The 22,995-nt window shown below is 69.2% G+C and carries 18 protein-coding genes; 4 read left to right on the top strand and 14 right to left on the bottom strand.

The genetic code is table 11. From position 1 onward, the window contains the following. Window positions 1-256: 256 nt before the first annotated feature. Window positions 257-3,190: a vitamin B12-dependent ribonucleotide reductase gene (locus GEV27_RS07515; RefSeq protein ID WP_153933795.1), complete on the bottom strand. Its 2,934-nt coding sequence runs from the start codon at window positions 3,188-3,190 to the stop codon at window positions 257-259. 115 nt (window positions 3,191-3,305) lie between these two features. Continuing rightward, window positions 3,306-3,806 (bottom strand): transcriptional regulator NrdR, encoded by a 501-nt coding sequence (gene nrdR, locus GEV27_RS07510; protein WP_153653121.1) that lies wholly within the window; start codon window positions 3,804-3,806, stop codon window positions 3,306-3,308. A 358-nt stretch (window positions 3,807-4,164) separates the two neighbouring features. Between nrdR and GEV27_RS07505 the strand changes: the two genes are divergently transcribed. Then, on the top strand, window positions 4,165-7,311 hold the full coding sequence (locus GEV27_RS07505) for an EAL domain-containing protein (RefSeq protein WP_194944148.1): 3,147 nt from the start codon (window positions 4,165-4,167) through the stop codon (window positions 7,309-7,311). 3 nt (window positions 7,312-7,314) lie between these two features. Here the strand turns inward: GEV27_RS07505 and GEV27_RS07500 are convergent, their stop codons facing one another. Then, the gene (locus tag GEV27_RS07500) at window positions 7,315-8,127 is read right to left on the bottom strand and encodes a hypothetical protein (protein WP_153910657.1); all 813 of its coding nucleotides are present in this window, start codon (window positions 8,125-8,127) and stop codon (window positions 7,315-7,317) included. A gap of 184 nt (window positions 8,128-8,311) precedes the next feature. Next, a complete protein-coding gene (locus tag GEV27_RS07495) occupies window positions 8,312-8,569 on the bottom strand; it encodes a GlsB/YeaQ/YmgE family stress response membrane protein (RefSeq protein ID WP_153653124.1) in 258 nt (85 codons plus the stop codon). 143 nt (window positions 8,570-8,712) lie between these two features. Between GEV27_RS07495 and GEV27_RS07490 the strand changes: the two genes are divergently transcribed. Beyond that, a complete protein-coding gene (locus GEV27_RS07490) occupies window positions 8,713-9,285 on the top strand; it encodes a Dps family protein (RefSeq protein ID WP_153653125.1) in 573 nt (190 codons plus the stop codon). 63 nt (window positions 9,286-9,348) lie between these two features. On the opposite strand, the gene GEV27_RS07485 is transcribed toward GEV27_RS07490, so the two are convergent. The 3 genes from GEV27_RS07485 to GEV27_RS07475 all read right to left on the bottom strand — a co-directional run bounded on the left by GEV27_RS07485 (window position 9,349) and on the right by GEV27_RS07475 (window position 10,726). Beyond that, complete coding sequence (locus GEV27_RS07485) at window positions 9,349-9,576, bottom strand: hypothetical protein (protein ID WP_153910655.1); 228 nt, start codon at window positions 9,574-9,576, stop codon at window positions 9,349-9,351. Beyond that, complete coding sequence (locus tag GEV27_RS07480) at window positions 9,573-10,253, bottom strand: type 1 glutamine amidotransferase (RefSeq protein WP_194839830.1); 681 nt, start codon at window positions 10,251-10,253, stop codon at window positions 9,573-9,575. The genes GEV27_RS07485 and GEV27_RS07480 overlap by 4 nt, the downstream gene beginning before the upstream one ends. 89 nt (window positions 10,254-10,342) lie before the next feature. Then, on the bottom strand, window positions 10,343-10,726 hold the full coding sequence (locus GEV27_RS07475) for a LysM domain-containing protein (RefSeq protein WP_153910653.1): 384 nt from the start codon (window positions 10,724-10,726) through the stop codon (window positions 10,343-10,345). 279 nt (window positions 10,727-11,005) lie between these two features. Between GEV27_RS07475 and GEV27_RS07470 the strand changes: the two genes are divergently transcribed. After that, entirely contained in the window at window positions 11,006-11,980 is a 975-nt protein-coding gene (locus GEV27_RS07470) for a YihY/virulence factor BrkB family protein (protein WP_194839831.1), read from the top strand. A gap of 4 nt (window positions 11,981-11,984) precedes the next feature. Here the strand turns inward: GEV27_RS07470 and GEV27_RS07465 are convergent, their stop codons facing one another. Further along, window positions 11,985-12,824 carry an SDR family oxidoreductase gene (locus tag GEV27_RS07465; RefSeq protein ID WP_309222092.1) on the bottom strand — a complete coding sequence of 280 codons (840 nt, stop codon included), beginning with the start codon at window positions 12,822-12,824 and terminating at the stop codon, window positions 11,985-11,987. 84 nt (window positions 12,825-12,908) lie between these two features. Between GEV27_RS07465 and lexA the strand changes: the two genes are divergently transcribed. After that, window positions 12,909-13,646 (top strand): transcriptional repressor LexA, encoded by a 738-nt coding sequence (gene lexA / locus GEV27_RS07460; RefSeq protein ID WP_153933793.1) that lies wholly within the window; start codon window positions 12,909-12,911, stop codon window positions 13,644-13,646. Window positions 13,647-13,763: 117 nt separating this feature from the next. Here the strand turns inward: lexA and galE are convergent, their stop codons facing one another. The 6 genes from galE to dapF form a co-directional block, all read right to left on the bottom strand. Then, window positions 13,764-14,729 (bottom strand): UDP-glucose 4-epimerase GalE, encoded by a 966-nt coding sequence (gene galE / locus GEV27_RS07455; RefSeq protein WP_153933792.1) that lies wholly within the window; start codon window positions 14,727-14,729, stop codon window positions 13,764-13,766. 24 nt (window positions 14,730-14,753) lie between these two features. Further along, on the bottom strand, window positions 14,754-16,691 hold the full coding sequence (locus tag GEV27_RS07450; RefSeq protein ID WP_153933791.1) for a hypothetical protein: 1,938 nt from the start codon (window positions 16,689-16,691) through the stop codon (window positions 14,754-14,756). 83 nt (window positions 16,692-16,774) lie between these two features. After that, complete coding sequence (locus tag GEV27_RS07445) at window positions 16,775-18,694, bottom strand: carboxypeptidase-like regulatory domain-containing protein (protein WP_153933790.1); 1,920 nt, start codon at window positions 18,692-18,694, stop codon at window positions 16,775-16,777. A 43-nt stretch (window positions 18,695-18,737) separates the two neighbouring features. Beyond that, entirely contained in the window at window positions 18,738-20,687 is a 1,950-nt protein-coding gene (locus GEV27_RS07440; RefSeq protein ID WP_153933789.1) for an ATP-dependent DNA helicase, read from the bottom strand. A 57-nt stretch (window positions 20,688-20,744) separates the two neighbouring features. Continuing rightward, on the bottom strand, window positions 20,745-22,154 hold the full coding sequence (hflX, locus tag GEV27_RS07435) for a GTPase HflX (protein ID WP_153653136.1): 1,410 nt from the start codon (window positions 22,152-22,154) through the stop codon (window positions 20,745-20,747). Beyond that, on the bottom strand, window positions 22,151-22,987 hold the full coding sequence (gene dapF, locus GEV27_RS07430; RefSeq protein WP_153933788.1) for a diaminopimelate epimerase: 837 nt from the start codon (window positions 22,985-22,987) through the stop codon (window positions 22,151-22,153). The genes hflX and dapF overlap by 4 nt, the downstream gene beginning before the upstream one ends. Window positions 22,988-22,995: the final 8 nt, after the last annotated feature.

Below are 22,995 nucleotides of genomic sequence, written 5' to 3'. Positions count from 1 at the left end.
GACAACCATGCGGGGGTCGGATCTCATCCCCGGGGGCGTTGTCGGGAATGTCTCGCCGGGGCTTGTTGGAGTCTGTTCGCCTCGGGCTTCGCCCTCACGGTCGCTGCGCTCCCTGGCGAACGAAGTGGCTCGCGTTGTTCGCCTCGGGCTTCGCCCTCACGGTCGCTGCGCTCCCTGGCGAACGAAGGGGCACAACGGGGCCGGCCCGGCCCCTCCGTGAGGAGGAACCGGGCCGGACGCTTGGCGCGACTACGTATCAGCTGCAGCCGCTGGTGCTGCCGCAGCCCTCGCACACGTGGCAGGAGCCGGCGGGACGCATCTTGGTGCCGCAGGTCATGCACAGCGGCGAGTCGACCGCGGAGCCGGTGATCTGCTCGAACAGCTCGGCGCTGGTGTGCGCGGTGGCCGGGGCGGGCTTGGAGGCGGCTGCCGCGTTGCTGTCGCCGGAGACGTTGATGTCCGCGGAGACGTTGACGTCGCCTCGGGCTTCGCCCTCACGGTCGCTGCGCTCCCTGGCGACCGGGACGTCCTCCACCGGGGCGTCGTCGATCAGCTCGGCGGCGGTGGTGCCCGCCGAGATCGGCTGGTGCGATCCGGTGTCGAGGTAGCGCTGACGCTCGTCGGCCGAGAAGATGCCGAGAGCCGAGCGGGTGTCGAAGTCCAGGTAGTCCAGGGCCAGGCGACGGAACGTGTAGTCCATGATCGACTGGCTCATGCGGACGTCCGGGTCGTCGGTCAGACCGGCGGGCTCGAACTTCATGTTGGTGAACTTCTGCACGAAGGTCTCCAGCGGCACGCCGTACTGCAGCGAGATGCTGATCGCGATCGAGAAGGCGTCCATCATTCCGGCCAGGGTCGAGCCCTGCTTGCCGAGCTTCATGAAGATCTCGCCGAGCGAGCCGTCCTCGTGGGCACCCGAGGTCATGTAGCCCTCGGCGCCACCGACGGAGAACGACGTCGTGATGGCCTGGCGCGACTTCGGCAGGCGACGACGGATCGGCTTCTCGACGATGACTTCCTTGATGACTTCCTTGACCTCGGTCGAACCCGACGACTTGGCCTCCTTGCCGTCCGAGAGCGGCTGGCCGACCTTGCAGTTGTCGCGGTAGACCGCGAGCGCCTTGAGGCCGAGCTTCCAGCCCTGGAAGTAGACGTCCTGGATCTCCTCGACCGTGGCGGTCTCGGGCAGGTTGACCGTCTTGGAGATCGCGCCGGACAGGAACGGCTGGCACGCAGCCATCATCTTGACGTGGCCCATGGGCTTGATCGAGCGCTGGCCCATCGCGGTGTCGAAGATCTCGTAGTGCTCGGTCTTGAGGCCGGGCGCGTCGACGACGTGACCGTTCTCGGCGATGTACTCGACGATGGCCTCGATGGTCTCGCCGGTGTATCCGAGCTTCTTCAGCGCTGCCGGGATCGTCTGGTTGACAATCTGCATCGAGCCGCCACCGACGAGCTTCTTGAACTTGACCAGCGAGAAGTCCGGCTCGATGCCGGTCGTGTCGCAGTCCATCATGAAGCCGATGGTGCCGGTGGGCGCCAGGACGGACGCCTGGCTGTTGCGCCAGCCGTTCTTGGCGCCGACCTTGAGGTTGTCGGCCCACTGCTTGGCGGCGGCGCGGTGCACGGCGATGTCCATGCCGTGGACCGTGCGGATCTCGTCGTTCGCGGCCTGGTGCTTGCGCATGACGCGCTCGTGCGCCGAGGCATTCTGGGCGAAGCCGTCGTAGGGACCGACGACGCCGGCGAGCTCGGCCGAGCGGCGGTAGGACGTACCGGTCATCAGCGACGTGATCGCACCGGCGAGGGCGCGGCCGCCGTCGGAGTCGTACGCCAGGCCCGAGGCCATGAGCAGCGCGCCGAGGTTGGCAAAGCCGATGCCGAGCTGACGGTACGCACGCGTGGTGTCGCCGATCGCCTCGGTCGGGAAGTCCGCGAAGCAGATGCTGATGTCCATCGCGGTGATGATCAGCTCGGTCGCCTTGACGAACGTCTCGGTGTCGAACGAGCCGTCGTCCTTGAGGAACTTCAGCAGGTTGAGGCTCGCGAGGTTGCAGCTGGAGTTGTCCAGGTGCATGTACTCCGAGCACGGGTTGGACGCCGTGATGCGGCCGGCCTCGGGCGAGGTGTGCCAGTCGTTGATCGTGCCGTCGTACTGGATGCCCGGATCGGCGCACGCCCACGCGGCCTGCGCGATGTCGGTCCACAGCTTGCGCGCGTCGACGGTCTCGATGACCTCACCGGTGGTGCGGGCGCGAAGACCGAACTCCGTGCCCTCCTCGACCGCGTGCATGAACTCGTCGTTGACGCGGATCGAGTTGTTGGCGTTCTGGTACTGCACCGACGTGATGTCGGCGCCGCCGAGGTCCATGTCGTAGCCGGCGTCGCGCAGGACACGGATCTTGTCCTCCTCGCGCGCCTTGGTGGCCACGAACTCCTCGATGTCGGGGTGGTCGACGTCGAGGACGACCATCTTGGCCGCACGACGCGTGGCGCCGCCGGACTTGATGGTGCCCGCGGACGCGTCCGCACCGCGCATGAAGGAGACCGGACCCGACGCGGTGCCGCCCGAGGAGCGGAGCAGCTCCTTGGACGAGCGGATGCGCGACAGGTTGAGGCCGGCGCCCGATCCACCCTTGAAGATCAGGCCCTCCTCCTTGTACCAGTTGAGGATCGAGTCCATCGAGTCATCCACCGCGAGGATGAAGCAGGCGCTGACCTGCTGGGGGCTGGACGTGCCCACGTTGAACCACACCGGGCTGTTGAAGCTGAAGACCTGGTGCAGGAGCATGTGCGTCAGCTCGTGCTCGAAGACCTCGGCGTCGGCGTCGCTCGCGAAGTAGCCGTGCTCCTTGCCGGCCGCGGTGTACGTCAGCACGACGCGGTCGAGCAGCTGCTTGAGGCTCTGCTCACGCTCGGGGCTGCCGACGGCGCCGCGGAAGTACTTGGTCGTGACGATCGTGGAGGCGTTGACGCTCCAGAAGTCGGGGAACTCCACACCGCGCTGCTCGAAGACGTTCTCGCCGGTCTTCCAGTTGGTCTGGACGACGTCGCGACGCTCCCAGGTCACGGCGTCGTACGGGTGCACCCCCGCCGTCGTGTAGACGCGCTGGATCTTCAGGCCCTTGCCTGAGGTCTTCGCGGCTGCCTTGCGAGGGGACCCCGTGGGGCCGCTGACCGTTTCCGTCATGGAGATGCTCCTGTGTGTGCGGGTGGGTGTACGTGCTGTGGTGCCGGAGTTTCAGGTGTCTCGGGCGTGCGGCGGGGTCACCTGTGTCAACAACCCCGGGCGGCTGGGTGTTTCGTCAGCCGTCGTGCTCGTGGGTGGAGTCGCGCGACTCCTCGGCCAGCTCTCCATCGGCCGAGGCGACCATCAGGCTCGCGATCTCGGCGGCGAAGTCGTCGACCGACTCGAAGGACTTGTAGACGCTCGCGAACCGCAGGTAGGCGACCTCGTCGAGGGCCTTGAGCGGCTCGAGGATGGCAAGGCCCACCTCGTGGGCCGGGATCTCTGCAGCGCCACGATCGCGCAACGCGTCCTCGACCTGCTGGCCGAGGCGCGCCAGGTCGTCGGCCGAGACCGGACGACCCTTGCACGCCTTGGCGACGCCGGCGATGGCCTTGTCACGGACGAACGGCTCGGTCGCGCCGGACCGCTTGGAGATCATGAGCTGCATCTGCTCGATCGTGGTGAAGCGCTTCTCGCACTGCGCGCAGACGCGGCGACGCCGGATGGCGCCACCCTCGTCGGCCACACGGCTGTCGAGCACCTTGGTGTCGGTGTTCTTGCAGAACGGGCAGTGCACGACGGCGCTCCTTCCGGTGGCGGCTTGGGGATGAATCTGTGGACCCACCTGTGCACTCGACGCGATATCTGTGCATCGAGGACGACTTCTGTGGACCAACATGTGGAGAACTACATCCGTGTAAGTACTAGATGTAGTGGTAACCATACGCCGCGGGTACGACGCATGCAATCGACTCTGGCAAACAGCGGTGACATTTCTGGGGTATGTCCCGGGGTCCCGGCAACTGCGCAGGTCAGGGGTAGTACGAGTCACACCAGTCACACGTGGAGGGCGTGTCGCTCGGGCGGTTTCCGGCCCGTGGACCCCCTCCCCACCTAGGATGAGCGAGCCCGCCCCCCTCCGATCGGAGTGCCGCATGCAGACTCCCTCGGTGGCGCCCTGCGCCACGGTGGACGCCGCCGGCAGGATCGTCGACGCGGACGCACCGTTCGTCTCGCTCCTGGCCGACGGCAGCGCCGACCTGATCGGGACCACGCTCGCCTCCCTCGGTCGTACGCCCGACGACGCCGACGGCATCGAGGAGTGCCTGCGGGCCGCCACGGCCACCCGCTCCTGCACCCACGTGGTCGTGCGCGTGAGGACTCCCGGCGGCCACGACCTCGACACCCGTCTCGTGCTGACCCCGACGGCGGACGACCGGCTGACCGTCGTCGTGATCGACGAGACCGACCACCGCGACTCCGAGCGCGAGGTCGCCCGGCTGCAACGCCACTGGCTGGCCCTGCTGCGCGGGTCGACCGACATCGTCTTCACCGCCGACGAGTCCGGCACCCTCACGTCGGTCACCTCCTCCCTGTCCGAGCGACTCGGCTGGGCCGTCGAGGACGTGGTGGGGCGCAACGGGCTGTCCTTCGTCGCCGAGGACGACCGGTGCCGGACCCACCAGGTCTGGCTCGACGTCGTGTCGGGACGACGTACGGGCGCGGCCTTCGAGACCCGCCTGATCCACCCGGGCGGAGGCACCAGCTGGGCGCGGGTCGTCATCCGCGATCTCCGCGGCGACCCCGACGTGCGCTCGATGGTCGGCAACCTCACCGACATCACCGAGCAGAGGGAGCAGGACCGCCGGCTCCGCGAGGAGGAGATGCGATTCCGGGCCCGGTTCGACCAGTCCCCGCTCCCCCAGGTCGTGCAATCGCTCGAAGGCACGTACCTGGCCGTCAACGACGCCTTCTGCGCACTGGTCGGCCGCGACCGTGAGGCGCTGATCGACACCGCCGCGGCCTCGATCACCCACCCGGACGACCCCGGTGACGCCGAGCGCGTCCTCGCCGCGCTGAGGCACGGAGCCACCGAGTGGGCACAGGTCGACCGCCTGCTCACGGACGCCGACGGCCAGCCCGTCCCCGTACGCATCGACGCGACCCTCCTGCGCGACGCGGACGGGCAGCCCAACGGCTGCGCCGCGGCGCTGCAGGACCTGCGGCCGCTCCGCGACAGCGAGCAGGCCCGCAGCCGCCTGCAGAGCACGTTCGACATCGTCGCCTCCCGATCGCGCGACTTCATCACGCTGTTCGACGCGGAGGGACGCAACGTGTACGCCTCCCCGGCCGGGCTCGAGATGTTCGGCGCGGACTACCTCGGCTCGCTCACCGATCCGTGGGCCTCGGTGCACCCCGACGATCGCGCGGAGGTCAGCCGGAACTGGACCCAGGCCATGTCGCAGCGCGCCTCGCACAGCTGGCGCTACCGCATACGACGGCCCTCCGGCGAGTGGATGTGGGCCGAGCAGACGTCCACCAACCTGCTGGACACCGAGGCCGCCGTCGTCGTCACGACCATCCGCGACGTCACCGCGCACGTCGAGGCCGCCAACGCGCTGCGCGACTCCGAGGCCCGTTACCGCGCGATCGCCGACACCGCCGAGGAGGGCATCATCGTGATCGGCCCCGACGGTGTCGTCACCTATGCCAACACTCAGTTCTCCGTGATGCTGGGACTGCCGCCCGGGGATCTCACCGGCACCGCGGCCTGGTCGATGTTCGACGAGGCCGGCGCGCGTGAGGTGGCCCGGAGGGTCAAGGAGCGCGCCCTTCGGGGGCCCGAACGCTATGAGCTCGCCTACAAGCATCCCGACGGCACCGCGCGTGCCCTGTGGGTCGCCGCCTCGCCCATGCCGGACGTCGACGGCGTGCCCCAAGGATCGCTCGCGATGGTCTCCGACATCACCGAGCAACGTCGCAGCGAGCGCGAGCTCCGGCATGCAGCCGAGCACGACGAGCTCACCGGCCTGGTCAACCGCACGATGCTGATGGAGCACCTTGCGAGTCCCGACGCCCCGGGCACGGCCGTTCTCTTCATCGATCTCGACCACTTCAAGGACGTCAACGACGGCCGCGGCCACACCGCGGGCGACGGGGTCCTGCTCCAGGTCGCCGACCGGCTGCGATCGGTCGTACGCTCCGAGGACCTCGTCGCGCGGTTCGGCGGCGACGAGTTCGTGGTCGTGCTGCACGAGACCACCGAGGAGGCGGCGTCCGCGACGGCGCACCGCCTGCTGGACGTGCTGGCCAAGACGTACCGGATCGACCATCACCGCATCCGCATCGGCGCGACCATCGGCATCGCGATGTCCCCCGCGCCGTCCGCGGAGGACCTGCTGCGCTTCGCCGACACCGCGATGTACGCCGCGAAGGCCAGCGGTCGCGGCCGCGCACGGATGTTCGACACCGCCCTGGCCGAGCAGGCCGAGGAGCGCTACACGCTCGGCGCCGACCTGCTGACCGCCCTGGCCGACGACAGCTTCGAGATGCACTACCAGCCCGTCGTCGACATCAGCACCGGCGAGGTCGCAGGAGTCGAGGCGCTGGCCCGCTGGCAGCACCCGACGCGCGGAGAGGTCGCACCGTCGCGCTTCATCGCTCTGGCCGAGCAGAGCGGCATCGCGGCCGAGCTCGATCGCTGGGTCATCCGTCGCGCGCTGCGCGACGTCGCCGAGCTCAAGGGCGACTGGACGATGCCAGAGCGAGCGACGCTGGCGGTCAACCTCTCCGGGCAGAGCCTCATGGAGGGGCTCGACACGTACATCATCGAGGCGGTCGAGGAGGCGGGACTCGACCCCGCCGGCATCACCTGGGAGATCACCGAGAGCGCGATCATGGCCGACAAGGACGTCGCGATCGACGTGCTGCAGCGGCTGCGCGACCACGGCTTCGGCATCGCGATCGACGACTTCGGCACGGGCTACAGCTCGATGGCGTACCTGCGCGACCTGCCGATCACGGAGCTCAAGATCGACCGCGGGTTCGTGCACGGCATCCCCCACGACGCGCACTCCCTCGCGATCGTGACGACGCTGATCGAGCTGGCCGGCTCGCTCGACCTGGTCGTCGTCGCCGAGGGGGTCGAGACCGCCGAGCACCTCGACGCGCTGCGGGCCCGCCGGTGCCCCCTCGCCCAGGGCTGGCTGTGGGGTGCCGCGATGTCGCCCGCCGAGCTGCGCGCCACTGGCGCCCTGGACCAGCGGTTCGACACCGACGGGACGACCGCGGCCTCGAGCTGAGGGCTACTGCTCGACGGCCCAGCGCAGGAACTGCGCGACGTGGAACAGGTCCTCGAGGTCCTCGCCCACGAGCTCGACCAGGAGGTCGTTGGTCCACACGACAAGCCGGCCGACCGTCCAGGAGCCGACTCCGGCGGCCGGGATCTCGACGCCGTACACCGCCTCGGCGATGCGCCGCTTCTCGTCGAGCGACAGGATCGGCAGGAACCGGTGGGGCTCGGCGATCGCGAGCGTCTTGGTCAGCAGCGCCTCGCCGAATCCGGGCATCGACTCGGCGTACGTCCCCTCGGCGAGCTCGGTGAAGCGGTCCTCGACGTCGCCCGGCCCGCGCAGCAGGTGCTGGATCGTGGCCCGTACGCGCCGCGCGCCCTCGAGCTCGCCCATGAGCGTCCAGGCCTTGTCGAGCTCGGCCGTGCTGCCGGGGTCGCCGCCGGTCCGGTCGTGCACGAACTGCTGCAAGTCGTAGTTGGCCGCGCGGTCCAAGCCGTCGGCCGAGAACACCCACTGATACTTCTTCCAGTGCGCCGCGACTGTGGGCGCGACCGCGTACGGCACCGTCGCGAGGAACTCGTGCTTGCGCATCAGCGCCTGCTGGACGCGCTCCAGGGGCGCGTCGGCGGCGGTCGGGAACTGCTTGCGCGCCACCACGATCGGCAGCACCGACGGCTTGACCGGAGCGGCCGTACGCGTGCGGGGCGCGGCCCTCGTCCGGGTCGCGGCAGGCTTGGGCGCCTCGACCGGGGACCCGTACGTGAAGACGAAGTCGCAGTCGTCGCACCGGGCCTCCTTGCGACCGTCCGGCAGGGTGCGGATCAAGAAGACATCGTCCTCACGGACGCACAAGGGACACACGATCAAGGCCACACCACCAATCTATGCCTGCCCGCCACACCCCTGCGGCCCAGCCACGGGGACCACCGCGCGCGAACGTCTGGTAGCCCCGGAACGCGAAGGACCGCCCCTCGCAGGTGAGGGGCGGTCCTTCGTGCGTACGGCGGGGTCAGACCTTCTTGCGACCCGTGATCGCGTTGTAGGCGATCAGCGCGACGATGGCACCGATGATCGAGCCGATGATGCCGGCGGCGGTCAGGTCGGCGGGGCCGTCACTCAGCAGCGAGCCGAGGAAGCCACCCACGAACGAGCCGATGATGCCGAGGATGATCGTGCCGATGATGCCGAAGTCGTCCTTGCCCGGGACAACTGCGCGGGCGATGAATCCGGCGATGAGGCCGACGACGATGAATCCGATGATTCCCATGGGGTTCCCTCCCTGGAGATGTTGCCGTTGCGGGTGCGCCTTGTGGGCGCGCAACAGCGGTGAAAGACACTAACGGGCTTCGACCGCAGATGCACATCGGCTCTCAGATGTGTGAAGACCGCTCAGATGGGTACGCACCGGCCATGGCTACTTCCACTCCGAAATTCACGATTCCCGGCCTCAGCAACGCTGAAGGCAAGAAGCTCGCCGGCATCCTGCAGGAGCGCCTCAACGCCCTGAGCGACCTGCACCTGACGCTGAAGCACGTGCACTGGAACGTCGTCGGCCCCCACTTCATCGCCGTCCACGAGATGATCGATCCCCACGTGGACGAGGTCATCGCGATGGTCGACGAGACCGCGGAGCGCATCGCGACGCTCGGCGTCTCGCCGATGGGCACCCCCGGTGCGATCGTCGCCGGCCGCACCTGGGAGGACTACTCCCTCGGTCGCGCCACGACGAACGAGCACCTCGGCGCGCTCGACGAGGTCTACATCAACCTGCTCCAGGACCACCGCAAGGCCCTCGACGCCGCGGGCGAGCTGGACCCGGTGACCGAGGACATGCTCGTCGGTCAGCTGACCAAGCTCGAGCTCTTCCACTGGTTCGTCCGCGCCCACCTGGAGAACACGGGCGGCGCGCTGTCGACGCAGGGCGCCAAGACGGAGAAGTCGGCGGCGAAGGCCGCGCACGAGGCAGCTGACGTCATCAAGTAACAACCCCACGGACGCGGAACCCCGACCCACGCGCTGAGTCGGGGTTCCGTTCTGTCCGCAGGCTCAGCGACGGCTGCGCGGGCGGGGCTTGGGGCCGGACCGACGCTCGCCCGGCGCCTTGTAGGTCCCGTCCGCGACGCGCGCCATCAGCAGCTGCTGGTCGCCCTTCTCGGCCTCGCGCACGAACTGGTGCGCCCGCTCCCCCCGCAGCACCGCGGCCTCGACGCCGTGGTGGGAGATGACGACCTCCTTGCCGCGGACGGTCCAGTCGTAGCCGCTCGGCCGGCTCATCGGGCCACTCGCAGGTAGTCCAGGGCCGCGTCGGTCAGCAGATTGGCCAGGTTGCGGGCCTTCGGCGCGTGCACGTACGCCTGGCGGATCAGGTCCTTCGGGTCCTCGCCCGTGTCGCCGAAGTAGCCGTCGCGGACCCAGCGGGCGTACGTCTGCGGCGTCACCTCGGGATGGAACTGCCAGGCGATCGCCCTGGCCCCGAATGCGTCGTCGATGAAGCACTGCGGGCCTCGCCACGACGTGCCGAGGACGCGGGAGGTCGGGCCGGGCGCGAAGACGTCCGTGTGCATCTGCCCCCATGGGCCCTCAGGGCACAGGACCGGGTCGACGGTGTCGACACGTGCCCAGCCGAGCTCGGCCCGGTCCGAGCGCCATGACGTGCCGCCCAGCGCGCGGGCCATGACCTGGGCGCCGTAGCAGATCCCCATCACGGGAGTCCCGTCCGCAAGCGCCGAGCGGATCAGCTTGACCTCGGAGGTGACCGCGTCGATCCAGCGGTCGTCATGGGCGGACTTGTCCGAGCCGAGCAGCAGGATCATGTCGCTGCCGCCGAGCGCGTCGTACGCCGTGAGGTCGTCCCGGTCGAGCTCGACGATCTCGCCGCCATGCTCGACGAGCCGATCGACGACGTAGCCGCCGTCGCGGTCCGACGCATCGGCCACCACATGAATTCGCATGCGGCCATTGTCCCCTACCGCAGACATGACGAAGCCCGGCGTGGTCACCTTCCCTTGTGACCTCGCCGGGCTGCGTCTGGTGGCGTCGGCTACTTGTCGTAGACCGGCACCGCGATCTCCGAACCCATCTGCAGGGCGGAGGCGTTGGGGAGCGAGTTGAGCTCGATGATGTCGTCGACCGTCTTGCGGATGTCACCGTTGGGGTTGGCCTCGGCAGCGATCTCCCACAGGGTGTGACCCGACATGACGCGCACGGACGTGGTGGCCCCGGGAGTGCCGGCCTCGCTGGTCGCGGTCGAGGACGGGCCGAACATGACCGCCAGCACGGCGATCGCGACGACGGTGGCCGCCAGGATGACGGCCTTGCCGCGCCGGGTCAGGCGTACGTGCGCGGCGGGCTGCTGCTGGCTGCGGACGCTGCGCACCGGGCGCATGTCGCGGGCGTCGAACTGGCTGAAGGTGATGGTGCTCATGGGTGCCTCCGTGGGGGAAGTGAGACGGTGTGGGGGTCTAGGTGGTTCGAGCGAACGCTGCTCTCGATGTCATTCGATGGTGCGAACAGGCGTTCGATCGAACACACGTACGACAATAGGGCGCACCTCCGACAAAAGGAAGCACCTGTCGAACACAATTTCGAACGCGTGGCGTCGTCTGCTGCAATACCGGCCAGAAATCGTCGGAGAATTGTTGGGCAGTCCGACTCAAGACGGCCTCGGCAGGCACGTGTCCCCCGCCGCCACTACGTTCGACGCATGAACGCGAAGACCACGATCCTGACCGCGTGGAAGCAGGCATCGGCCCATCAGGCCCCGCTCCTGGCGGCCGGTGTCGCGTTCTACACGTTCTTGTCCCTGTTCCCCGCGCTGATCGCGTCCGTCCTCGTGTACGGCCTGGTGGCCTCCCCCGAGACCGTGTCGCGCCAGTCCAAGGAGATCGCCGACGCGCTGCCGGCCGACGCCGCCTCCCTGGTCATCGGCCAGCTCGACTCGCTGACCCAGACGTCCAGCGGCTCGCTCGGTCTCGGACTGGTCGTCGCGGTGGCACTGGCGTTCTACAGCGCGTCCGGCGGCGTCGGCAACCTGGTCACCGCGATCAACGCGATGTACGGCATCCGCGACAACCGCAACTTCGTCAAGAAGAAGGCGCTGGCGCTCGGGATGACGGTCGGCGCGATCGTGTTCTTCCTCGTGATGATCACCCTCGTCGCCGCGGCGCCCGCGTTCTTCCAGCTCTTCGACGTCGTGCCGGGCGTGCGCGTCGTGCTCGACGCCGTGCGTTGGGTGCTGCTGCTCGCCGCCCTGGTGGTCGCGATCGGCGTGCTCTTTCGCATCGCGCCGGATCGCTCCGAGAAGACCCCGCTGGTCACCAAGGGTGTCCTCGTCGCGAGCCTGATGTGGGTCGCGGTGTCCCTGGCCTTCTCGCTCTACGTCGACAACTTCGGCAGCTACGGCAAGACGTACGGCGCCCTCGCGGGTGTGGTGGTGCTGCTGCTGTGGCTCTGGATCGGCCTCTACGCGATCCTGCTCGGCGCCACGATCGAGGCGGTGAGCGAGGAGATCGTCACCCCCGACACCGTCGCCGAAGATGCGGAGATCGCCGACCTCCGGGGGTCCGAGGCCGACGGCGACGAAGTCCACGTCGAGATCGTCGAGGAGCCCGAGGTCGTCGAGGAGCCGCGCAGGACCCCGGTCTTCAAGCGCCTTCGCAACCCGTTCCGGCGCACCTGACCCGTCAGGGGCGCAGGCCGGCCTTGGTGAGCCGGCGGGCACCGAGCCTGCGCAGCAGTGGGTCCGCCCACAGGGCCAGGGACGGCCACAGCGTCGCGAGGCGGCCGATGGCTCCTCGCCACAGCGGCACGGTCTTGTAGATCCGACGGGTGCCGAACATCCCGACCAGCTCCTCGGCCACCCTCGTCGGGGTCAGCATGACGCCCGCCGCGAGGATCTCGCGCGCACCCCCGTTGACGTCGAAGCCCTCGACCATCTTGGTGTCGACGCCGTCGGGGCAGATCGCGTGGACCCGGATGCGGTCGGCGTGCAGCTCGGAGGCGAGCGACGTGGTCAGCGACAGCACCGCGGCCTTCGTGGCCGCGTACACACTGAGCCCCGGCACCGGGGCGTGCGCGCTGAGCGAGGCCAGGATCCCGATCTCACCGCCACGGATCCCCTCGGACGCCTGGTTGCGGAACGCGTCGGCTGCGGCGCGTACGCCCCACATCACGCCGAGGACGTTGACGTCCACCATCAGGCGTACCTGGTCGACCGACAGCGAGGTGAGATCGCCGTCCGCGCCGACCCCCGCGTTGCAGACCCAGGCGCCGAGCGGCGCGATCTGCCGGGCACGCTCGGCGATCTCGCGGTTGGCGGCCGGATCCGTGACATCGAGCCGCATCCCGGCAACCGCGCCGATCTCTCGCGCCGTGCGCTCGGCGCCCTCACCGTCGACGTCTGTGACGAGGACCTCGTAGCCACGACCCACGAGCTCGATCGCGATCGCCCGGCCGATGCCCCGCGCACCTCCCGTGACGACGGCCGAACGAGGACTACCGGGCTTCACGAGGGTCTTGGGCACCGGCCAACGATAGGGGCAGGGCGTCGCGACACGCCATCGAACATATGTTTGAACATCGGGTGTGATCCGCGTTAACCTCTAGCCATGACCGATGATCGCAACGCAGACGTCACCGAGCTCCCCGACGGACCCGCCGACTCCTCCGGACTGACCGCGCGCCAGCGCAAGGTGCTCGAGTTCCTGCGCGACGAGATCGAGAAGCGGGGCTACCCGCCCAGCATGCGCGAGATCGGTGCCGCCGTCGGCCTGACCAGCACGTCGTCGGTCGCCCACCAGCTGCGCGCACTCGAGGGGCTCGGCTACGTCAAGCGCGACCCCAACCGTCCGCGGGCACTGGAGATCTTCCTCCCGGACGTCCTGGCGGCCCGGCGCTCGATGAGCGCGGCTCCCGAGCCGGCCGGCAGCTCGGCACCGTTCGACGAGACCGGCATCAACGACGCCGCCCCGTCCGCGGTCAACATCCCGATGGTCGGTCGCATCGCCGCCGGCGGCCCGATCCTGGCCGAGGAGCGGGTCGAGGAGATCTTCCCGATGCCCAAGTCCCTGGTGGGCGACGGCACGCTGTTCATGCTCGAGGTCTCGGGCGACTCCATGATCGATGCGGCCATCTGCAGCGGCGACTATGTCGTGATCCGTCAGCAGCCCGACGCCGAGAACGGTGAGATCGTCGCCGCGATGCTCGACGGCGAGGCCACGGTCAAGACGTTCCAGCGCAAGGACGGCCAGGTCTGGCTGCTCCCGCACAACGACGACTACTCCCCCATCGACGGCACCCACGCCACGATCCTGGGCAAGGTCACCGCGGTCATCCGCCGGGTCTGAGGCCCTGCGCACCGCCCCGCCCCCGGGGCGGTGGATCCACCACCGTTTGAGGCCGAATTCTGGCTCAGACGGTGGCGTAAGCACCGACCCGGGGGCGGGCGCGGGGTGGGGAGGCGGTCAGCTGGCGTGGGCCTGGCGGGCTTCCCAGGCGCTGGAGACCATGTCGGCCACCGAGTGGCGCATGGTCCAGTCCAGGTCGCGGGACGCCAGCTCGCCCGAGGCGACGATGCGCGCGGGGTCGCCCGGACGCCGCTCGGTGATCTCGGGCTCGAACGCGATGCCGGTCGCGTCGGCGACGGCGGTCATGATCTCGCGGACGGAGACGCCGTCGCCGCTGCCGAGGTTGTAGACCGGTTCCAACGTCTCGCCGACGAGCAGCTTCTGCGCCGCGACGACGTGGGCGTCGGCCAGATCTGCGACGTGGATGTAGTCGCGGACGCACGTGCCGTCGGGGGTCGGGTAGTCGTTGCCGTTGATGCGCGGCGTGCGCCCATCGAGCAGCGCCTCGATGACCAGCGGGAACAGATTGTGGGGGCTCGTGTCGTAGAGGTCCGGCACCGCGGAGCCGACGACGTTGAAGTAGCGCAGCGACGTGTGGTGCAAGGGGAACGCCCGGGCGGCATCGCGCAGCAGCCACTCCCCGATCAGCTTGCTCTCACCGTAGGGCGACTCGGGCGCGGTCGGCGTCTGCTCGGTGACCAGCTCGACGTCGGGGGTCCCGTAGACCGCGGCGCTCGAGGAGAAGACGATCTTGTCGACGTCCGCCTCGTGCATGGCCTGCAGCAGGCTGACCGTGCCCTGGACGTTCTGCTCGTACGTGTGCAGCGGACGCTGCACCGAGACGCCCGCGTACTTGAATCCCGCGAGGTGGACGACCGCGTCGACGTCGTGCTCGACCATGGCCTTGGCGACGACGGTGGTGTCCAGGATGTTGTGGTCGATCAGCACGACGTCCTCGGGTACGAACTCGCGGTGACCGCTGGAGAAGTCGTCCACGACCACGCAGTCCAGGCCGGCGAGCCGGAACGCGCGGACGATGTGTGAGCCGATGTAGCCGGCGCCGCCGGTGACCAGGACTGTCATGTCACCACCCTCTCAGGTTCGCGGTCAGCCCTTGAAGCGCAGGGTGCCGACGTTGTAGCCGCGGCCGGCCTTCACGGTGATCGAGTGGCGGCCGCTGAACGTGCGCCCGATGCCGCGCCACGAGTCGGAGTTGACCGAGATCGTCCACTTGCCCGACGGCAGACCGGCGACGTAGAAGACGCCCTTGCTGTCGGTGATGTCGGTGCGGATCACGCGGGTGCCGGCCGAGGACGAGAGGCGGACCATGATCTCCTTGTTGGTCTTGCCCTTCGCGCGGGTGACCCGGCCCTTGACGACCGCTCCGATCGGGTTGCGGCTCGTCTTCTTGGTGACCGTGCGGCCCGTGCCGGAGATGTCCATCGTGTTGACGGTGCCCGCGCCGTGCGCCTTGCAGTAGCCGCGGTACATCCAGCCCTTGTAGCCCCGGACGATCTTGTTCTGCTCCGCGCCCGTGGCGGGGTTGGGCTGGACGGTGCGCGCGATGCGCTCGAAGCCGCCGTTGGCGTTGCCGGACAGGTCGCGCAGGCGCTTGAACGCCTTCCACTTCTCCGAGCCGCGGTCCAGGCCCTTGAAGTACAGGCTGTTGTCCTTGAACTTGCTCGGGTACCAGTCCGAGCAGCCGGTGCGCCGGCCCACCTCGACCCAGTAGCGTCCCGGGGCGAGGTTCTTGAACGTCCGGTTGCCCGATGCCGACGCCTGTCCCTCGGCCACGACGGGCGCGTCGAGCACCGGGACGTTGGGGACCTTCTCGCGCAGCCGGATCCAGCGGTCGCCCTGACCGGTGGGCTTGTACCTGGGCGAGAACGATGCGCTGACCTTGACGGTGTTGTTGCTCTGCGAGGCGCCGAGCGTCTTGCCCACGACCGGCGCGGTCAAGGTGATGAGGTTGGCACGGGACCGCTTGTAGTTGGTCGCGTCGTGGCAGCTGCCGTAGCGGGTGCTGTCCTTGCCGTACCAGGCCTGGGTCTTGCTGTTGCGCGCGCCGACCATGTAGCGGTTGTTGCCCGACGACGTCATCGGCAGGAACGTCACGGCGTACGCACCGCTGCCGGACGCCTCGGTGCGGCCGAACACGTTGGCGCAGTACGGGAGGTCGAGCTCGCGCGTGACGACCGTGCCGCCACTGTAGGTGGCCGGCGGCGAGGCGACCGTGACGTCGGCTCCCGCGGCGGTCGTGCCCGAGATCGAGCCGTAGCGGAAGTCCGCCACGAAGTCCTTGGTCTTGGTGGCCTGGACCGCCATCGCCTCGCGCAGGTGCGCGCCGCCGCCCGTGGGCTTGCCGTCCTTGCCGCGCCAGTACCAGGAGCGGCGGATGCCGTCCTGGTCCTTGCCGCTGATCCGGAGCCGGTACGCGGTGCTGGGCGAGTTGGCGGCGCCCAGGTTGACCGCCAGTGAGAAGCGCCCGCCGTTGCCGCTGATGTCCTGGCCCTTGACGAGCTGGGTGTTGCCTCCGCGCAGCAGCTTGACCAGGTCGACGCGGATGTCCGAGGCCAGCACGGGGCCGTAGCCGGTGACCCGTCCGGTGATCTGCTGGCGCGAGACGAGCGTCTCGGTGGTGATCTTCTTGTAGTAGTGCGTGGTGTTGCGGGGCTTGTCCTCGTCGACCTTGACCGACACGTTGCTGACCGACTTGTAGTCACGCCCTGCGACGGCCGGGGCGTTGTGCGGGTTGACCGGCGCGTTGTTGTGCATCGCGATCGCGATGCGGGTCGTCTTGCCGCCCTTGACCGAATATTTTCGAGTGCGCGGCTTGCCCGTGTCGGCGGTGAACGACACCTTGCCCTTGCACGTGCTCTTGGAGCTGCACTTGACCAGGACGCTGCCGTTGCCGCTCGAGGAGATCGCGATGCGCGAGGACTTGACGTAGAGCTTGTAGCTCGCCGCCTCGGCCGGGGCTGCGGTCAGAAGGGCCGCGATCACTGCTGCTGCAGCTGACGCGATGACGGGTGTGCGCAGTCTCATTCGGATTCCCCGAGAACATGGTTGCGAGCAGTCGGTCCACCGCAGGCTATCAAACTCTCAGGGGGTCTCCCCCCGCCGCGAGATCAGCCCCGGAAGCGCAGCGTTCCCACGCTGTAGGACTTGCCGCGGGAGACGGTCACGGCCTTCTTGCCGTTGAACGTACGCCCGATGCCGCGCCACGAGTCGGTGTTGACCGAGACCGTCCAGCGGCCCGAGGGCAGGCCCACGACCGAGAAACGGCCGCTGCCGTTGGTGATCGTGGTGCGGATGACCCGCTTGCCGTCGGTGGACGACAGGCGCACCATCATCTCCTTGTTGGTACGACCGCCGGTGCGCTTGACGCGCCCGGTGACCGTGGCGCCCTTGGCCGAGGTGACCGAGATGCGCCGCTGGTCCGCGCCGGTGTTTCCCGTGCCGGTGATGTTGACCGTGGTGTAGTTGCCGGCGCCGCGCGCGCCGCAGACGCCGCGGTACATCCAGCCCGCGTAGCCGGCCGGCTTCTTCTCCTGCGCCTTGCCGGCGGGGTTGGGGCGGGCGTTGCGGGCGATGCCCTCGAAGCCGGAGTTCTTGCCGCCCGACAGCGAGCCGAGCGTGCGGAAGGCCTTCCACTTCTCCGACGAGCGGTCGGCGCCCTTGAAGTACGCGCTGTTGTTGGGGTAGCGGCTCGGGTACCAGTCCGAGCAGCCCGTGCGGCGACCGATCTCGACCCAGTACTTGCCCGGAGGCACGTTGCTGAACAAGCCGTTGCCCGCGGACGTCGCCTGGCGCTCGGCGACGACGGGGGCGTCGAGGATCGGGACCTTCGGGACCTTCTCGCGCAGGCGGAGCCAGCGGTCACCCTGGGCGGTGGGCTTGAAGCCCGAGAACTTGCCGTCGACGTACAGCTCGTTGTTGTTGCCGCTCACGCTGGCGTCGCGCACGGCCGGGCCGGAGCCGTTGACCGCGATGAGGTTGCTGCGGGAGTACGTGTAGTCCTGCACGTCGAAGCAGCTGCCGAAGCGCTCGCTGGTGCTGCCGTACCAGGCGTCGACCGAGCCCTTGCGGGCCGAGATCATGTAGCGCTTGTCGCCTGCGGTGCTGTTGTACGGCAGGAAGTCGATGCGGTAGCGGCCGCCCTTGGCCTTGGTCTCGCCGAAGACGTTGGCGCAGCCGACGTAGTCGAGCTCGCGACGGACGGTCGCGCCGCTGAAGCTGCGGGGCTGGCCGACGGCGGTGATGCTCGTGCCGTCCGAGGCCGCGCCGGCGATCGAGGAGTAGCGGAAGTCCGCGTCGAAGTTGCTGTTCTTGGTGGCCTGGATCGGGGTCGCCTCGTTGATGTAGCGACCGCCGCCGGTGAACTTGCCGTCGGCGCCGCGCCAGAACCAGGCCCGGGCGATGCCGTCCTGGTCCTTGCCCGTGATGCGCAGCCGGTACGTCGCGGAGGGCGAGTTGTTGGCGCCCAGCGGGACCGTGAACGCGTAGCCGTCGCTCAGGTCGTTGTCGAACTTCTTGACCAGGGTGTTGCCGCCGCGCACGACCGTGAGCAGCTCGACGCGCAGCTGGCTCACGGTGCTGCCGGCGACGCCGGCGGCGGTGCCGGTGATCTGCTGGCTGGACTTGCGGGTCTCGGTCGTGACCTTGTGGTCGTGCGTCTTCTTCTTGGGCGACGTCTCGGCGACGCGCAGCGTCACGCCCGTCTTGCGCTTGTACTCGCCGTTGACGGACTCGCCGTTGAACGGGTTGGCGGCCGCGCTGTCGTTGAGCGCGACTGCCTCGTAGGTCGTCTTCTTGCCCGGGACGCTGTAGCTCGTGGTCTTGGTCGACCCGAGGAAGCGGAGCTTGCCCTTGCAGGTGCTCTTGGTGCGGCACTGGATGGCGACCTTGCCCGTGCCCTTGGACGAGATCGCGATGCTCTTGGACTTGAGCGTTGCGCTGTTGCTCGCCGCCTCCGCGGGGCTCGCGATGAGCAGCCCGCCGACGAGCGCCGTGAGCGCAGGGGCGAGCAGGATGATGCGGTGCTTCATGAAATCCCCGGGACTTTTGTAGGTGGGCAGCCTGAGCACGGTATCAGTGCACGCCTGTCACCGAGGCATTTGCGGCATCATCGAGACGTCGCAGTGCCCCGAGGGCGACCTCGCGGTCGGTCGTGCGCCACATGTCGGGCAGTGACGCGGCCAGGAACGCGCCGTAGCGCGCCGTGACGATCCGGGGATCGAGGATCGCGACGACCCCCTTGTCGGTCGAGCGCCGGATCAGGCGCCCGGTGCCCTGCGCGAGCAGGAGTGCCGCGTGATTGGCCGCGACGGTCATGAAGCCGTTGCCGCCGCGCTTCTCCACGAGGCGCTGCCGCGCGCTCATCAACGGATCGTCCGGGCGCGGGAACGGGATGCGGTCGATGATCACGAGCTGACAGGTGTCGCCCGGCAGGTCGACGCCCTGCCACAGGCTCAGCGTGCCGAACAGGCAGGTGCTGGGCGTCTCGGCGAACCGGCGCGCGAGCTCGGGCAGCTGGGCGTCGCCCTGGCACCAGATGTCGATGTCGGGCAGCCGCTCGCGGACCTCCTCGGCGGCCTTCTCGGCACCGCGACGCGACGAGAACAGGCCGAGCGTACGTCCGCCCGCGGCCTCGATCAGCGCGGTGATCTCGGCCAGCTGGGCCTCTTCGAGACCGTCGCGGCCGGGTGCCGGCAGGTCGCGGGCGACGTAGAGGACGCCCTGCTTGCGATAGTCGAACGGCGAGCCGACGTCGAGCGCCGACCACGGCGGATCGTCTCCCCACAGGCCGAGCGAGCGGGCGACGGGCTCGAAGCCGCCGCCGAGCTTGAGCGTCGCGCTGGTGAGGATCACGGTCTTGTCGCCGAAGAGCTTGTCGCGCAGGGCCCCCGAGACATCGATCGGGGCGATGTGGAGCTGCTTCTCGCCGCGACGGTTGTCGGTGACCCAGAGCACCTCGGTCTCGCCCTTGGCGGCCATGCGCTCGGCGATCTTGCGGACGTCGTCGACCATGCCGCGGGCCTGCAGCTTGGCGGCGTCGGGCTCCCCCTTGTCCTTCTCCTTGGGGAACGCGGACAGGCACGCACGCGCGTTGTCGCGCACGAACGCCAGCACCTCCTGCAGCGGCTGGGGCGGCACGTCGACACGGCCCTCCTCGGTCCGCGCGAGGACGTCGGCGAGGGCGTCGGCGGCATCGGACAGGTCATCGGCCTCGGGGCCGTCCACCTGCGCGCGGGCCCGCCGGGCGGCGCGCTCGACGATCGACGGGTCGAGCTCGTCGGTCGAGGCCTGGGTCACCCGGGCGGCGAGCTCGTGGGCCTCGTCGACGACCACGGCGTCGTACTCGGGCAGCATCGGCACTCCCTCGATCGCGTCGATCGCCAGCAGGGCGTGGTTGGTGACGACGACCTGGGCGGTCTGCGCGTCCTCGCGCGCCAGCTCCGCGAAGCACTGGAGCGCATGGGCACACCGAGAGGCGCCGAGGCACTCGCGGTGGTTGACGCTGACCTGGCGCCACGCGCGCTCGGTGTGGGAGGGGGCGGAGTCGCGATCGCCGACGTGGCTGCCCGTTGCCTGCTCCTCGGCCCACTCGCGCAGCTCGAGGACCTCGGCACCGAGCGATCCGTCGGGGACGTCGATCAGCGTGCCCTGGTCGTCAGGGGCTCCCTCGCGCACGCGGTGCAGGCACGCGTAGTTGCTGCGGCCCTTGACCACCGCGTGGTGCGGCACCTTGTCGAGGGTTGCCCGGGCCGCCTCCTTGAGCGCGGGGATGTCGCGCTCGACCAGCTGGTGCTGCAGGTTGAGCGTCGCGGTGGCGACGACGACCCGCTTGCCGTGCAGGAGGCTCGGCACGAGATAGCCCAGCGACTTGCCGGTGCCCGTGCCGGCCTGGACCAGCAGGTGCTCGCGACTGTCGAGCGCCTTCTTGACCGCCTCGGCCATCTCGATCTGGCCGGGGCGGTCGGCGCCTCCGACCGCCTCGACCGCGGCGTGGAGGACGTCACGGATGTCGGCGGAGGGCATGCCTTGAGGTTATCTGCGTGACCCGCAGATCAGACAATCTGCGTCCACAGCCCTCGGTCAGCGGGCGTACGGCTCGAGCTCGGCGGCCAGGCTCCCGTTGACCCGACCGACGACGTGGGTGCCCTCGGCCTCGTGGTCGAGCGTGTCGATCTCACCACCGGTGTGGATCTGGTTGAGCAGATCGCCCCGCGAGTAGGGCAGCAGCACGTCGACCTGGACCGCGGGCTGCGGGAGATCGGCCTCGATCGCGCTGAGCAGCTCGTCGATCCCCTCCCCCGTACGGGCGCTGACCACGACGGCGTGCGGCTCACGTGCGAGCAGCTGCTTGACGACCAGCGGATCGGCGGCATCGGCCTTGTTGATCACGAGGATCTCGGGCAGCTCGCCCGCCCCGGCCTCCATGATCACCTGGCGCACGGCCGCGATCTGTCCCTCGGGGTCGGGGTCCGAGCCGTCCACGACGTGCAGGATGAGATCGGACTCGGCCACCTCCTCGAGCGTCGAGCGGAAGGCCTCGACGAGCTGGTGGGGCAGGTTGCGGACCAGACCGACCGTGTCCGAGAGCGTGTAGACGCGCCCGTCGGAGGTCTGCGTACGCCGCGTGGTCGGGTCGAGGGTTGCGAACAGGGCGTTCTCGACCAGCACCCCCGCGTCGGTCAGCCGGTTGAGCAGGCTGGACTTGCCGGCGTTGGTGTAGCCCGCGATCGCCACCGACGGGATCTCGTGCCGCTGGCGGTTGCCCTTCTTGGTCTCGCGGGCCTTGCCGAGCTCCTTGAGCTCGCGGCGCAGCTTGGTCATCTTCATCTGGATGCGACGACGATCGGTCTCGAGCTTCGTCTCACCGGGACCACGACCGCCGATGCCCTCGCCACCTGCGGCCTGTCCGCCCGCCTGGCGCGAGAGGTTGCCGCCCCAGCCGCGCAGACGCTGCGTCTGGTACTGCAGCTGGGCGAGCTCGACCTGCGCCTTGCCCTCCTTGCTCTTGGCGTGCTGGGCGAAGATGTCGAGGATCAGCGCGGTCCGGTCGACGACCTTGACCTTGCAGCGGTCCTCGAGGTTGCGCAGCTGGCTGGGCGCCAGCGCACCGTCACAGATGATCGTGTCGGCGCCGGTCGCCTCGACGGCCGCGCGGAGGTCCTCGACCTTGCCCGAGCCGATGTACGTCGCGGGGTCGGGCTTCTGCCGGCGCTGGATGAGGGCGTCGAGCACCTCGGAGCCGGCCGTCTCGGCGAGCAGCTTGAGCTCGGCCATCGAGTTCTCGGCGTCCTCGGCCGTCCCCTCGGTCCACACACCGACCAGGACCACGCGCTCGAGGCGCAGCTGGCGGTACTCGACCTCGGTGATGTCCTCGAGCTCGGTGCGCAGGTTGGCCACCCGCCGCAGCGAGTTGCGCTCCTCGAGGTCGAGCCCGTCGACGCCTTGCGCCTGGGCCGGCCCGTTCACTGAGTCAGTTGACGTGTCTGTCATGCAGTCCAATCCATGGTGCCCCGCGCGACGATCTCGGCGGGACCGGTGAGAACGATGTGGTCATCTGCGCCCCACGCGACGTGCACGGTGCCGCCGGGGACGTCGACCCGGTAGGTGCTGGGTCGCTCGGCTCCGTCGGCCACCGCGGTGGCCACGGCCACGGCGCAGGCGCCGGTGCCGCAAGAACGCGTCTCCCCCGAGCCTCGTTCGTGCACACGCATCGCCACGTGGCGCTCGCCCTCACGGACGACGAACTCGATGTTGACGCCTTCGGGATAGATCGACGTGTCGTAGTCGGGCTCGGTCAGCAGGGCGCCGGCGTCGCCCAGCCGATCGACGAAGGCGACAGCATGGGGGTTACCTGTCCTAACATCCTGCGCCTCCCACGTGTTCCCGTGGGCGCTCACCTTGGAGACCCCCTGCACATGGGGGACGCCCATGTCGACCGAGATGAGCGGTCCGCCGGGCGAGGAGGTGTCGAACGTGACGATCTTGTCGCCGTCGCGCGTGCCCACCACGAACGGAGCGGACGGATCGGCGAGCCCCTCCTGCACGAGGTGGAGCGCGAAGACCCGCACGCCGTTGCCGCACATCTCGCTGATCGACCCGTCGGCGTTGCGGTAGTCCATGAACCACTCACCGGCCGACTCGACGTCCGGCAGCGCCGCGGAGCGGATCACGCGCAGCACACCGTCGGCGCCGATGCCGCGGCGGCGGTGGCACAGAGCGGCCACGAAGGACGCGTCGAGGTCGCCGTGGAGCGTGCCGTCATGGTCCGGGAGCAGCACGAAGTCGTTCTCGGTGCCGTGCCCCTTGAGCCATGGAAAAGACATGGCCTTGA

The organism is Aeromicrobium sp. S22, from assembly GCF_009661045.1.
Taxonomy (GTDB): domain Bacteria; phylum Actinomycetota; class Actinomycetes; order Propionibacteriales; family Nocardioidaceae; genus Aeromicrobium; species Aeromicrobium yanjiei.
The sequence above is the reverse complement of the archived record's forward strand: the minus strand, read 5'-3'. Positions and strand labels throughout refer to the sequence as shown.

Excerpts from the sequence above, each read along its gene's own strand:
- GEV27_RS07515 (WP_153933795.1), bottom strand. The coding sequence starts at position 3,190 with ATGACGGAAACGGTCAGCGGCCCCACGGGGTCCCCTCGCAAGGCAGCC.
- GEV27_RS07505 (WP_194944148.1), top strand. The coding sequence starts at position 4,165 with ATGCAGACTCCCTCGGTGGCGCCCTGCGCCACGGTGGACGCCGCCGGC.
- GEV27_RS07495 (WP_153653124.1), bottom strand. The coding sequence starts at position 8,569 with ATGGGAATCATCGGATTCATCGTCGTCGGCCTCATCGCCGGATTCATC.
- GEV27_RS07490 (WP_153653125.1), top strand. The coding sequence starts at position 8,713 with ATGGCTACTTCCACTCCGAAATTCACGATTCCCGGCCTCAGCAACGCT.
- GEV27_RS07485 (WP_153910655.1), bottom strand. The coding sequence starts at position 9,576 with ATGAGCCGGCCGAGCGGCTACGACTGGACCGTCCGCGGCAAGGAGGTC.
- GEV27_RS07480 (WP_194839830.1), bottom strand. The coding sequence starts at position 10,253 with ATGCGAATTCATGTGGTGGCCGATGCGTCGGACCGCGACGGCGGCTAC.
- GEV27_RS07475 (WP_153910653.1), bottom strand. The coding sequence starts at position 10,726 with ATGAGCACCATCACCTTCAGCCAGTTCGACGCCCGCGACATGCGCCCG.
- GEV27_RS07470 (WP_194839831.1), top strand. The coding sequence starts at position 11,006 with ATGAACGCGAAGACCACGATCCTGACCGCGTGGAAGCAGGCATCGGCC.
- lexA (WP_153933793.1), top strand. The coding sequence starts at position 12,909 with ATGACCGATGATCGCAACGCAGACGTCACCGAGCTCCCCGACGGACCC.
- galE (WP_153933792.1), bottom strand. The coding sequence starts at position 14,729 with ATGACAGTCCTGGTCACCGGCGGCGCCGGCTACATCGGCTCACACATC.
- GEV27_RS07450 (WP_153933791.1), bottom strand. The coding sequence starts at position 16,691 with ATGAGACTGCGCACACCCGTCATCGCGTCAGCTGCAGCAGCAGTGATC.
- GEV27_RS07445 (WP_153933790.1), bottom strand. The coding sequence starts at position 18,694 with ATGAAGCACCGCATCATCCTGCTCGCCCCTGCGCTCACGGCGCTCGTC.
- GEV27_RS07440 (WP_153933789.1), bottom strand. The coding sequence starts at position 20,687 with ATGCCCTCCGCCGACATCCGTGACGTCCTCCACGCCGCGGTCGAGGCG.
- hflX (WP_153653136.1), bottom strand. The coding sequence starts at position 22,154 with ATGACAGACACGTCAACTGACTCAGTGAACGGGCCGGCCCAGGCGCAA.
- dapF (WP_153933788.1), bottom strand. The coding sequence starts at position 22,987 with ATGTCTTTTCCATGGCTCAAGGGGCACGGCACCGAGAACGACTTCGTG.